The organism is Glutamicibacter sp. NPDC088483, assembly GCF_044753145.1.
GTDB lineage: Bacteria > Actinomycetota > Actinomycetes > Actinomycetales > Micrococcaceae > Glutamicibacter.
The window spans coordinates 78,342-90,315 of sequence record NZ_JBIVMP010000008.1; the positions used below are offsets into that span (position 1 = coordinate 78,342).

Sequence of the window (11,974 nt, forward strand, 5' to 3'; positions counted from 1 at the left end):
GCCATGAAAAAAGTTCTCATCGCCAACCGAGGCGAAATCGCGGTCCGCATTGCCCGGGCGGCCACCGACGCAAACATTTCGTCGGTAGCCATCTACTCGGACCCGGATGCCGACGCCCTGCACGTGCGCCGCGCAGATGAAGCGTACCCGCTGCACGGTTCCACCGGCGCGGACACCTACCTGGATATCGAGAAGATCATCGAGATTGCCAAGCGCTGCGGCGCCGATGCGGTGCACCCCGGCTACGGTTTCCTCTCGGAGAACGCGAACTTCGCCACCGCCGTCATCGAAGCCGGCATGAGCTGGATTGGCCCGCCCCCCGCGGCCATCGAAGCACTGGGCAACAAGGTCACGGCCCGGCAGATCGCGGTGCGCGCTGGTGCGCCGCTGGCCCCGGGCACCGACGGTCCGGCGGCGGACGCCGGCGAGGTGCGGGCCTTCGCTGAAGAGTACGGCGTGCCGGTCGCCATCAAGGCGGCCTTCGGCGGCGGTGGCCGCGGCATCAAGATCGCCTACTCGCTCGATGAGATCTCCGATGCTTTCGAGTCCGCCACCCGCGAAGCCACCGTGGCCTTTGGCCGTGGCGAATGCTTCGTGGAACGTTTCCTGGCCAAGCCGCGCCACGTCGAGGCCCAGGTGCTGGCCGATACCCGCGGCAATGTGGTGGTCGTCGGCACCCGCGACTGCTCCTTGCAGCGCCGCCACCAGAAGCTGGTGGAAGAGGCGCCTGCCCCGTTCTTGACCGATGAGCAGCGGACCCGGATCCATCAGTCCGCGAAGGCGATCTGCAAGGAAGCCGGATATGTCGGGGCCGGCACCGTGGAATACCTGGTGGCCCAGGACGGTCTGATCTCCTTCTTGGAGGTCAATACCCGTTTGCAGGTGGAGCATCCGATCACCGAGGAGACTTCCGGCGTCGATCTGGTGGCCGAGCAGTTCCGCATTGCCGATGGCCTGCCGTTGTCCATTACCGAGGACCCCCAGCCCACCGGCCATGCCGTCGAATTCCGCATCAATGCCGAGGACCCGGCTCGCGGCTTCCTGCCTGCGCCCGGCACCGTGGAGCGGTTCGAAGCGCCAACCGGCGCCGGCGTGCGCGTGGACTCGGGCGTGCGCAGCGGCTCGGTCATTCCGCCGTTCTACGACTCGATGATCGCCAAGCTGATTGTGCGCGGGGCCGACCGGAACCAGGCGTTGCGCCGTGCCCGCCTGGCACTGGAAGAAATCAGCATTGCCGGTGTTCCCACGGTCCTGCCATTCCACCGCGCCGTCATCGAGCACGAAGCGTTCAACGGCGAATCCCTGGGCGTCTACACCACGTGGATCGAGGACGAGTTCCTCAACGAGGTGGAGGCCAGCGACGAGATGGATCTGGACCAGCGCGATACCAGCCGCGAAACCATCACCATAGAGCTCGACGGCAAGGCCGTCCAGCTGGGTCTTCCCGCTGCACTGACCAACGCGTTGCGCAATACCCAGGGAGCCGGCACCGCCGCCGCCACCCAGGATGATGCTGCCGGTCAGGTCGATGCCGCCGCGGTACGCAGCACCATGGACGGGAACCTCGTCCGCTTCGCTGCAGAAGATGGCAGTGCAGTCGCCGAAGGGCAGAGCATTGCCATCGTCGAGGCGATGAAGATGGAATCCACCATCACCGCGCACCGTGATGGCATCTTCCGTGCAGCGGACTTGAGCGCAGGGTCAGCCGTACGCCGCGGCGACACCTTGGGCACCATCGGCTAGCGTCCAGGCCATGAAGTCCGTACCCGCAAGCCAGTTGGGATAAATTGGAAGCATGAAAGCCACCAGCAGCACCTCGCATCCAGCCAAGGCCCCTCACGCGCACAGCGGGCTCTGGGCTGCCAATGAGCTGCGCCGCCGCATTGCCGAAGGCGAGCTATTGCCCGGTGACAAGCTTTCCGAACAGACCCTGGCTGAATCGTTGGGGCTCTCGCGCAATACCTTGCGCGAGAGCTTCACCTTGCTCAATAGCGAGCTGATCATCACCCGGATCCCCAATCGGGGTGTTTTCGTGGCTTCTCCGGATGCGGATGATGTGCGGGAAATCTATGCGGTGCGCCGTACCGTCGAGCCGGCATGCCTGGCGTGGGGCCAAGACATCGACCTGGACCGGTTGGGCAAGATCATCGAGGAGGCTCGCACAGGTCTGGCTGCCGGCGACGTGCCGCGGATGGCCAATGCCAATCAGGCCTTCCACAAGCAGCTGGTCGCCTCCTCCGACAGCGAACTGCTCCAGGAGCTGATGAGCCGCGTGCTGGCCCGCATGCGCTTGGTCTTCCACGCCATGAGCGACGCCCCGGATTTCCATTCGCACTATGTAGAGCGCAATGCGAATCTGCTGGCCATGCTCCGCGCCGGAAAGCGCTTGGAAGCCGCCCAGACCCTGCGCGGCTATCTCGACACCGCTGAAGCTGAATTGCTCAGCCACATCGCCCAACGCTCGGAGTAGGCATGGAGCAGGGCCTTGGCCCATTCCGCTTGCGATTTCCATCTCATCCGCGCCGTGCATTCCTCACTGCTTTGCGGCAAATGCCAGCTTCCAGCGCATGCCTCATCGGGTTGCGCACTCTTGTTTTCCACGGATGCCCCAGAGTCCAAATCCGGGCTTGCCCCGCGGAATTTCCACGGCGATCACCGGTTTTTTCCGGATCCTTGATGCTATCGCCGCCACCTGCCTGCCGGTGCGGGCAGCCGCAAACCCAGCTCCCTGCGGGTTTCCTCGACGCACGGACAAGCCAAGCAAGCACATAGATAGCCAACGTATGGTTTAACGAAACCATTGCGCGCCACCGCCGTTTCATCACGGCCTAGGCCCTCGTCCCCTGCTTGGAAGGTCGCACGACCCGTGAAATTGCCTGTAGCCGAATTGCACATCCACCTTGAGGGAACGCTGGAGCCAGAAATGATCATGGCGCTGGCGGCAAAAAACGGTGTTGAGCTGCCCTATGCCACCGTTGACCAGCTGCGTGCCAAGTACCAGTTCAGCAATCTGCAGTCCTTCCTCGACCTGTTCTATGCGAATATGGCGGTCCTGCGCACCGCTGGAGACTTCCGCGAGATCACCGTGGCCTACCTGCAACGTGCCCATGACTCCGGCGTGCGTCATGTAGAATTGTTCTTCGATCCGCAGGCTCACATCCAGCGCGGACTGGGCATGGGCGAGGTCATCGCCGGCATCCGTTCCGGTCTGGACGAGGGCGCAGAACGCTGGGGGATCTCCCACAAGCTCATCGCGTGCTTCTGGCGCCATGCCCCAGCGGAAGAAGCGATGGACTTGATGAAGGTGCTGGTCGCCGAGAAGCACGATATCGATGGCATCGGCCTGGATTCCTCGGAGGTGGGTTTCCCGCCCGAGCTGTTCCAGGAAGTCTTTGCCTATGCCCGCGCCTACGGCCTGCACGTCGTTGCCCATGCGGGCGAGGAAGGCCCTGCTGACTACATTTGGCAGGCGCTGGACTTGCTGGAGGTTGAGCGCGTGGACCACGGCATCCGTTGCCTGGACGACCCGACGCTGGTTCAGCGCTTGGTCGACGAGCAGATGCCTTTGACTGTCTGCCCGCTATCCAACATCCGCTTGCGTGCGGTGGACACCATGGCCGATCATCCGTTGCCGCAGATGCTCGAAAAGGGCTTGAAGGTTTCGGTGCATTCTGATGATCCTTCCTATTTCGGCGGATACATGGATGCCAATTTTTCCTCGCTCATGGCAAGCTTCAACTTCAGCACCGGGCAGCTGGCTACGCTGGCAAGGAATTCCTTTGAATCCGCATTCCTGGATGAAGAATCCAAGCAGGTACTGCTTGCCGAAGTCCAGGCCTGGGTTCAGCGGCAAAGCCTTTAGACATGGGAACGCGGCGGCCTCTTGGGGGAAGACCACCGCGTTCGATCCAGGGCCAAAGGCCCTGGCGGAAACTTGGCGGCCCCCTTGGGGTGAGGCCGCCTCGTTCGGTCTATGAGCTAGGGAACCTGGTATTGGGAATCCCTGATATCCGTGATGAGCATGTGCCCCGGTGCGTGGCCGATGGCCAAGGCCGGGCGGGACTCCATCACGGCTGCCTGCGGCGTGACGCCGCAGGCCCAGAACACCGGAATCGTCCCTTCCGGGATCTGCACTGCATCTCCGAAGTCCGGTGACCCCAGATCTGCTATGCCCAGCTCTTGGGGATTCCCGATATGCACGGGAGCCCCGTGCACAGCTGGATAGCGCGAGGTAATGCGTACCGCGTCGGCAACCTGCGAGGCAGGAATCGGACGCATGGAGACCACCATCGGACCGGACATCGCTCCGGCCGACTGCGAGCGGATATTGGTCTTGTACATTGGCACGTTCACGCCCTGGTCGATATGCGCGATGGAAATGCCGCTTTCCATCAGTGCGCTCTCGAAGGTGAACGAGCAGCCGACAATGAAGGTCACCAGATCATCCCGCCAGTACATGGACAGGTCGGTGGGTTCATCCACCTTGACCCCGTTTTCGTAAACCGTGTACTTCGGCACGTCGGTACGGATGTCCCCGCCTGCCAGCAACCCGTTGCTGGTTTGCCCCGCCTCCAGGACACCGAGGATCGGGCAGGACTTGGGGTTGCGCTGGGCAAAGAGCAGCACATCGAAGGCCAACTCCTGGGGAACGATGATCAGATTCGCCTGCGCATATCCAGCGCTGATCCCGGCGGTAGGCAGCACCTGCCCGGCACGGAACAATTCGCGGGCTTCGCTTGGGGCCATCGCCGCACGTTCGGAATGCCCGAGACTCTTCAGGTCCTTCATGATTGCTTGGCTCCTAGCCGTTCCAGAGGGCTGCCAGACCCGAAATCGAGTTCCAGCCGAGGTAGACGCTGAGCAGCCAGGTCAAGGCACCGATGACCAGCAGGGCCTTGGGGTAGTTGTATCCGTTCATCAGGTCGCGGCGGCGCCATGCGACCCAGAGCAGTACTGCGAAGCCCACAGGAAGGATCAGACCGTTGAAGGCTCCGGCGAAGATCAGCAGGGTTGCCGGCGCCTTGCCCAGGAACAGGTAGATGATCCCGCAGACCACGATGAAAGCCACGGTGATCAGGTTGCGGGTGCGCTCCGGGGTGGTGCGCTTGGTGATGAAGGAAACCGAAGTGTAGGCGGCACCGATCACACTGGTCAGCGCGGCAGCCCAGAGGATGATGCCGAAAGCACGGATGCCGATGGGGCCGGCGGCGTGGCCGAAAGCTTCGGCAGCCTTGTTGTCGCTGGTCAGCGCTACGCCGCCAGCCACAACGCCGAGGATCGCCAGGAAGAGCAGTACGCGCATGACACCGGTGACGATGATTGCCAGGGTCGAGATGTTGGAGATCGACTTGACATGCTCCACGCCCGATGTGCCCGAATCGATCATGCGGTGGGCGCCGGCGTAGGTGATGTAGCCGCCAACGGTGCCGCCGATCAGGGTGGTGATGATCAAGAAATCGATCTTCTCGGGGAGTACCACGTTGCGGATCGCATCGCCCACCGGTGGGGCGGCGACAATTGCCACGTACAACATCAGCAGGATCATGACGGCTCCCAGCATCACCACAATGCGGTCCAATGCCATGCCGGCTTTCTTGGAAAGGAAGACCAGGATGGCGATGGCCGCGGAGATGGCGCCGCCAATTTTGGCGTCAACACCCAGCATGGCGTTCAGGCCCAGGCCAGTGCCGGCGATATTGCCGATGTTGAAGACCATGCCGCCGATGAATACCAGTGCGGCCAGTACCCAACCGATGCCAGGGACGACTCTGTTGCCCAGTTCCTGGGCACGCATTCCGGATACCCCGATCACGCGCCAGACGTTCAGCTGGACCGCGATGTCCACAAGGATGGAGACGACAATGGCGAAGGCGAAGGCCGCGCCGATTTGGACCGTGAATTCTGTGGTCTGGGTAATGAAGCCCGGTCCAATGGCGCTGGTGGCCATCAGGAACATGGCGCCTAGGAGCGCCGTGCGCCGCGCCTTGCTGCTTTGGGATGTTGACTCAGGAAGTGCCATGATGACGTTCCAATGCGATAGTGGTGACAACCGTCACAAGGTCAATGTGATGGACAAGACTTTACAGGTTGTTGAACAACTCTGGCAACAGGTTGTTGAACAATTTACTTTGCAGGCCTCCTCCGATCCCATTGCAAATCACCATTTATTCGTTTTGGTGCTGAGCGCTGACTAGCAAATTCCCAAAATATACTCGAGGCCCAGCAACCCACTGGACTCCTCGAAAATTCTTTCCATCAAGTGGCTCGCGTCAGCGCAACCGGAAGGTTCCATCTTGATTCGGCACTTAAAACACCACGGCCGCGGTCACAGCGATAATTCGCCGGGACCGCGGCCGCGGGGCACTAATCGGGTTTAGTGGAAGAAGTGGCGTGCACCGGTGAAGTACATCGTGATACCGGCTTCGTTCGCTGCCGCGATGACTTCCTCATCGCGCACCGAACCACCGGGCTGCACGACAGCCTTCACGCCGGCATCGATCAGGATCTGCAGGCCGTCGGCGAAGGGGAAGAAAGCATCCGAAGCGGCCACGGAGCCCACGGCACGCTGTTCCGAAGCAGCCGCGTCAGCGTTCTCAGCGCCACCGGCTGCATCCGCGCCGGACTCGACCTTCACGCCCAGGGTGTTGGCACGTTCCACGGCCAGCTTGCAGGAGTCGATGCGGTTGACCTGGCCCATGCCGATGCCCGTTGCTGCACCATTCTTGGCCAGCAGAATCGCGTTGGACTTGGCAGCGCGCACGGCGCTCCAGGCGAATTCCAGGTCTGCCAAGGTAGCAGCGTCAGCTGCTTCGCCGGCAGCAAGGGTCCAGTTCCCCGGGTTGTCGCCCTCGGCGTCGATCTTGTCGCCGGCCTGGACCAGCATGCCACCGCTTACCTGGCGGAACTCGTTCTTGTTCCGGCCGTAGCCTTCTGGCAGGGCCAGCAGGCGGATGTTCTTCTTGGCCGAGAGGATCTGCACGGCTTCGGCCTCGAAGTCCGGGGCAATGACTACCTCGGTGAAGATGCCCTTGACGGTTTCTGCCATTTCCTTGGTGACCGTGCGGTTGGCGGCGATGACGCCGCCGAATGCGGACACCGGGTCGGTAGCGTGGGCCTTGCGGTGCGCGTCAGCGATTGGATCTGCAGCGTCATCCGAAGCGACGGCCACACCGCAAGGGTTGGCGTGCTTGACCACAGCCACAGCCGGCTTCTCGAAGTCGTAGGCGGCACGCAGTGCAGCATCTGCATCCACGTAGTTGTTGTAGCTCATTGGCTTGCCGTGCAGCTGATCAGCCTGGGCGATGCCGGCTGGAGCGGCTTCGTCAACGTAGAGCGCTGCCTGCTGGTGCGGGTTTTCGCCGTAGCGCAGCACATCGGCACGCTGCAGGGCCACGCCTGCGTAGGCTGGCCAGTCGATGACGCCGTCGCCGTCCTCATCCAGGAACTGGCTTGCGGTCCACGAAGCTACCGCGGTGTCGTAGGCTGCGGTGTGAGCGTAGGCCTTGGCGGCCAGGCGCTGGCGGGTCTTCAGATCGAAGCCGCCCTCGGCTGCTGCGGAGATGACCTGCGGGTAGAAAACTGGATCAACCACGATGGAAACGGCGGCGTGGTTCTTCGCTGCCGAGCGGACCATGGCTGGGCCCCCGATATCGATCTGCTCGACAACTTCATCCTGCGAGGCACCCGAGGCGACGGTCTGCACGAAGGGGTACAAGTTCACCACTACCAGGTCGATCTGCTCGATATCCATCGAGGACAGGGTATCCATGTGCTCGGTGACGCGTCGGTCCGCAAGGATGCCGCCGTGGATGCGCGGGTGCAGGGTCTTGACGCGGCCATCGAGCATTTCAGGGGAACCGGTCACCTGCTCGACCTCGGTCACGGGAATTCCAGCGGCAGCGATCTTCTTGGCCGTGGAGCCGGTGGATACCAGCTGCACGCCTGCGGCGTGCAATCCAGCGGCCAGCTCCTCCAAGCCGGTCTTGTCATAGACGGAAATCAGTGCGCGACGGATAGCGACTTTGTCCAGCACGGTCTTACTCACGAAATTTTTCTCCCGGCGGTGAGAATGAATGGGGCGGGCAGCGCAGAGGCCACCGCCTTCATTCTAACCAAGGAAGGCACCGGAATTTCAGTTCGTGTCAAGCCCCTTCCGGCAATGAGGAAAGCTGCGGGAAATATGAAGAAAGCTGCTTGTCAGTCAGGCAAAGCTGCAGAAGTTTCTCTGCATGTTCTTCATCTGCGACATAGGCCACGAGATCTGCCTTGGTCCGATCGCCCAACTCTTCGCGCAACGACCGGGCTACCGCAACCAGCGTGTGATAGTAGCGCTTGATAGTAGGTTCCCAGCCATCACGCGCTGCCAGTCCGGTCATCGCCTCGGACCATAGCGTGGCCGCGGGATCTTCGCATAAATCAATGGATGACCAGTGCCATTCGCTGGGTTCCCACTTATCCGAGTAGAAGCTCTCCTCGTCGCTTTCTTCCAGATCCGCTTCCAAGGAGGCCAAGACGTCGTCGAGATCTTCCCCGTCGGAATCCTCGTCATCCGGTTGGTCTTCGTCTTCATCATCGGAATCCGTGATCAGCAGCGAATCGTCTTCCAATGTGACGGTTTCAGGTTCAAGGCTTCCATCGCCTTCGGCATCGGGGCGGTCCTCGTAATCGGCAGGCTCATCGGCATCTTCACCGCGTTCCACCAATTGCTCGCGAGACTCCGTGAGGCGATCTCGTTCCAGGGCCTGCACCGAGTTCAAGGCCAGCAACGGCATGGCGATGCTTTCGCTTTCCTCGGTGCTGACTCCATGCAAGGCAATGGCATAGAAGTCCTGGTCGGGGTGTCCAGCTATCACTTCCGCTGCGTGTCGAAGGGCAGTCACCCGTATAGCCTCTTCGAGAGCGGTCCAATCTACTCCCATGTCCAGAGATTACCCCCTTGCCGGCGCAGACAACAGGCCTTGACGTGGCGGGAGAAGAAGCGTAGAGAGCTACACCTGGAACCTGGTTTTCGGCTATGCTTCACGCGGTACAAACCATTTCTGCTCGCACACCGAAAGGTGCACCACTGTGTCTTCCGCACCCCTGCCTTCTGGCACATCGATCGTGCAAGAGCTGCCGTTCAAATGGAAGGTGCAGGGCACCATTTTCATTATCGGCGGACTCGGATTCATGTTCGATGCCTGGGACGTGACCCTCAACGGCGCGTTGATTCCATTGGTCGCCGAAGAGTGGGGGCTTGACCGTCCCACCGCGGCCTTGCTGGGCACTTCCAATCTGGTGGGCATGGCCCTGGGCGCCTTCCTCTGGGGCGGGATCGCCGACCGCTATGGACGCAAGAACGCCTTCAGCCTGACGCTTCTGATGTTCTCGCTATTCACCATCCTCGGCGCGCTGTCTCCGAATTTCGGCTTCTTCGTCGCCTTCCGCTTCCTGGCCGGCGTCGGCCTGGGAGGCTGCATCCCGGTGGACTATGCGCTCGTCGGCGAGTTCACCCCTGCCAAGCTGCGCGGACGCGTGCTCACCGCCATGGATGGCTGGTGGCCGGTGGGCGCGGCACTGTCCTTCTTCGTTTCGGGGTGGGTGATGGCCACCGCCGATAATTGGCGGCTGATCCTGGCGGTCATGATCCTGCCCGCGTTCATGGTGTACCTGGTACGGCGCTCCATGCCCGAATCCCCGCTGTTCTTGGCAGCCAAGGGCCGCGACGCCGAGGCCCGTGCGGTCATCGACCAGCTCGTGGAACGCACCGGGGCCACTGAGCGCGAGTACGTAATTGCACCTGTGGAATTGGAAAAGGCTCCGCGCTGGTGGGAGCAGGTCGCCTCGCTGTGGCGGTACTCCTGGAAGATCACCGCCACCAGCTGGCTGCTGTTCATGACCATTTTGCTGGTCTACTACCTGGCATTGACCTGGTTGCCATCGATTCTGACCGAGGCCGGAATGGCCCAGTCAGCGTCGTTCTTCGCTACCGCGGTGATGGCCCTGATGGGGCTGGTGGGCGTTGTTCTGGCAGCATTGCTGGTGGAGCGGGTTGGCCGTAAATGGCTGTTGGCGATCTCCGCGCCAATCTCAGGCATCGTGCTTGTGATCGTAGCCCAGAACCTGCATATCCCAGCGACCGCGATTGCCTGGGTGCTGGTCTTCGGCGTGGTGGTCCAGGTCGCTATTCCGGTGCTGTATGCCTATGTTTCCGAGCTGTACCCCACCGAATTGCGCGCCAGCGGTTTCGGCTGGGCCTCGACCATGTCCCGCTTTGCCGCCGGCTTCGGTCCCCTGCTCTTCGCGGCGCTGTGGCCAGTGGTCGGGCTGGGCTGGCTCTTTGCCGGCGCGACTGCGCTGGTGCTGGTAGCCGTCGTCTTCATGGCGCGATTCGCTCCAGAAACGCGCGGCATGAGTTTGGATTAAGGATCATCGGCCAGCGGCGAATGCCAGCACCTTCTGGTGCTGGCATTTGCTAGTCCTGCGTAGTTTGCGGGCGCAAGCCATCGCGCATGATCTGCACGATGCGGTCCTCCAAACCAGGCTGGCTCTTGCTGAAGGCCCGCGGCAGTGGACGGGTCATGGCCCCGATGGTGGCAATCAGTTCTATCTCCGTTACGTCTTTGCGTACCAAATTCGCGTTTTTGGCCAAGTCCAAGGCGGAGTGCAGGGACTGGCCGGCCTCTGCCTGGACCTCCAGAATGCGGGGGCTGATCTTCTTTGGCAGTTGCAGCCCGAGCGCTTCGCTCAGTGCCCCGAGATTCTGCTGGACCAGCGTGCCAAGCAGAACTTCCCAAGCGTCCGTGTCGCCGTCTTCAAGCCGCTGAACCGCTGATTGGGAAGCGATTCGGATATCCCCAAGCGTGCCGAGGGTGACTTCTTCAACCAGCGCATTCCGGTCAGCAAAGTTTCGATACAGTGTGCCGATGCCCACTCCGCTGGCCTCTGCAATAGTTTCCATCGCAATCTGGGCGCCGTGTTCTGCAAATAATTCACGAGCTGCTCGAAGGATGTTCTCACGTCGCCGAAGAGCATCTGAACGCATGAGTGGAATCCGATCTGAAGGAAATTCTGGCGCACGACTTGCCACCTGACGATTTCACGATAGCGGACAGGCAGTGCTCTGACGAAGCGGAAATCAACTTTCCAGAACTAAAAGTTTGCTCCCCGCGCCCGCGCCCAGCCATTCCGCATTTCCAGAAACCGTGCTATCCCTAGGATCTAGAACCTCAAGGCCAAGGAATCCTCGGATATGCGTTTTCAGCTCATCAGGCACGGACAAACCCCATCGAATGTTGCCGGGCAGCTTGATACCGCTTACCCGGGTGCCAGCCTCACTCCGCTGGGGCATCGACAGGCTCGTGCCCTGCCGCAGGCATTCAGTGGCGGGCACCTGCAGTCCATCTATGCCTCGACGCTGAACCGCACGCAGCTGACGGCCCAGCCATTGAGCGAATCCACCGGACAGAAGCTGCAGGTCATTGACGGCCTCGAGGAGATTTCATCAGGTATCTTGGAGATGCAGGCCGACGAGGCCTCACGCTATGCCTACGGCATGTGCCTGCATTCGTGGATGCATGGCAACTGGGAGCAGAAGATGCCCGGCGGGCCGAACGGCTACGACTTCATTGAACGATATTCCAAGGCCTTGGAAACCATCGCCCGGGCACAGGACTACTCCGGCACGGTCGCGGTATTCAGCCATGGCGCCGCCATTCGCGTCTTCAGCGCATGGGCTACGAAGATGGCGCCTGCCGATGCCGCAGAGCTGCATATCGAGAATACCGGTGGCTCCTTGCTGGAATTGGGCATCGGCGGAACGTGGACCTTGGAACGGTGGAATCCAGAACCGCTCGGTGGCGACTTCGTTCGCGATGTTCTCACCGAGGACGTTACGGGTGGCGAGGACGGTATCCCTTGAGTACCCCGCTCCACCGGGGATCGCGAGTTGCACCAACTCAGCATCTATTTTTTCGGTAGTCTGGCAGGGGAGCTC

At 61.6% G+C, this 11,974-nt stretch carries 11 protein-coding genes; 6 read left to right on the forward strand and 5 right to left on the reverse strand.

From position 1 onward, the window contains the following. Window positions 1–3 precede the first annotated feature (3 nt). The 3 genes from ACIP6G_RS16705 (at window position 4) to ACIP6G_RS16715 (ending at window position 3,862) form a co-directional block, all read left to right on the forward strand. Window positions 4–1,743 (forward strand): biotin carboxylase N-terminal domain-containing protein, encoded by a 1,740-nt coding sequence (locus ACIP6G_RS16705; RefSeq protein WP_365945766.1) that lies wholly within the window; start codon window positions 4–6, stop codon window positions 1,741–1,743. A 52-nt stretch (window positions 1,744–1,795) separates the two neighbouring features. Continuing rightward, a complete protein-coding gene (locus tag ACIP6G_RS16710; RefSeq protein WP_365945765.1) occupies window positions 1,796–2,470 on the forward strand; it encodes a GntR family transcriptional regulator in 675 nt (224 codons plus the stop codon). 396 nt (window positions 2,471–2,866) lie between these two features. Then, a complete protein-coding gene (locus ACIP6G_RS16715) occupies window positions 2,867–3,862 on the forward strand; it encodes an adenosine deaminase (protein WP_365945764.1) in 996 nt (331 codons plus the stop codon). Window positions 3,863–3,978: 116 nt separating this feature from the next. Here ACIP6G_RS16715 and ACIP6G_RS16720 read toward each other — a convergent pair whose 3' ends face one another. Further along, a complete protein-coding gene (locus ACIP6G_RS16720) occupies window positions 3,979–4,788 on the reverse strand; it encodes a putative hydro-lyase (RefSeq protein ID WP_365945763.1) in 810 nt (269 codons plus the stop codon). Window positions 4,789–4,801: 13 nt separating this feature from the next. Then, the gene (locus ACIP6G_RS16725; RefSeq protein ID WP_400291386.1) at window positions 4,802–6,019 is read right to left on the reverse strand and encodes an NRAMP family divalent metal transporter; all 1,218 of its coding nucleotides are present in this window, start codon (window positions 6,017–6,019) and stop codon (window positions 4,802–4,804) included. Between ACIP6G_RS16725 and ACIP6G_RS16730 the strand changes: the two genes are divergently transcribed. Next, window positions 6,018–6,194 carry a hypothetical protein gene (locus ACIP6G_RS16730; RefSeq protein WP_166650681.1) on the forward strand — a complete coding sequence of 59 codons (177 nt, stop codon included), beginning with the start codon at window positions 6,018–6,020 and terminating at the stop codon, window positions 6,192–6,194. The genes ACIP6G_RS16725 and ACIP6G_RS16730 overlap by 2 nt on opposite strands. Before the next feature lie 179 nt (window positions 6,195–6,373). On the opposite strand, the gene purH is transcribed toward ACIP6G_RS16730, so the two are convergent. Together purH and ACIP6G_RS16740 are read right to left on the reverse strand one after the other, a co-directional pair. Beyond that, a complete protein-coding gene (gene purH / locus ACIP6G_RS16735; protein WP_332595201.1) occupies window positions 6,374–8,044 on the reverse strand; it encodes a bifunctional phosphoribosylaminoimidazolecarboxamide formyltransferase/IMP cyclohydrolase in 1,671 nt (556 codons plus the stop codon). 97 nt (window positions 8,045–8,141) lie between these two features. Then, a complete protein-coding gene (locus ACIP6G_RS16740; protein ID WP_332489158.1) occupies window positions 8,142–8,879 on the reverse strand; it encodes a hypothetical protein in 738 nt (245 codons plus the stop codon). A 187-nt stretch (window positions 8,880–9,066) separates the two neighbouring features. Between ACIP6G_RS16740 and ACIP6G_RS16745 the strand changes: the two genes are divergently transcribed. Then, window positions 9,067–10,404 carry an MFS transporter gene (locus ACIP6G_RS16745; RefSeq protein ID WP_133833190.1) on the forward strand — a complete coding sequence of 446 codons (1,338 nt, stop codon included), beginning with the start codon at window positions 9,067–9,069 and terminating at the stop codon, window positions 10,402–10,404. Between the two features lie 49 nt (window positions 10,405–10,453). On the opposite strand, the gene ACIP6G_RS16750 is transcribed toward ACIP6G_RS16745, so the two are convergent. After that, window positions 10,454–11,023, reverse strand: a complete 570-nt coding sequence (locus ACIP6G_RS16750; RefSeq protein WP_332489157.1) for a helix-turn-helix domain-containing protein — start codon at window positions 11,021–11,023, stop codon at window positions 10,454–10,456. Window positions 11,024–11,230: 207 nt separating this feature from the next. Between ACIP6G_RS16750 and ACIP6G_RS16755 the strand changes: the two genes are divergently transcribed. Beyond that, complete coding sequence (locus ACIP6G_RS16755) at window positions 11,231–11,899, forward strand: histidine phosphatase family protein (RefSeq protein WP_365945760.1); 669 nt, start codon at window positions 11,231–11,233, stop codon at window positions 11,897–11,899. Window positions 11,900–11,974 lie beyond the last annotated feature (75 nt).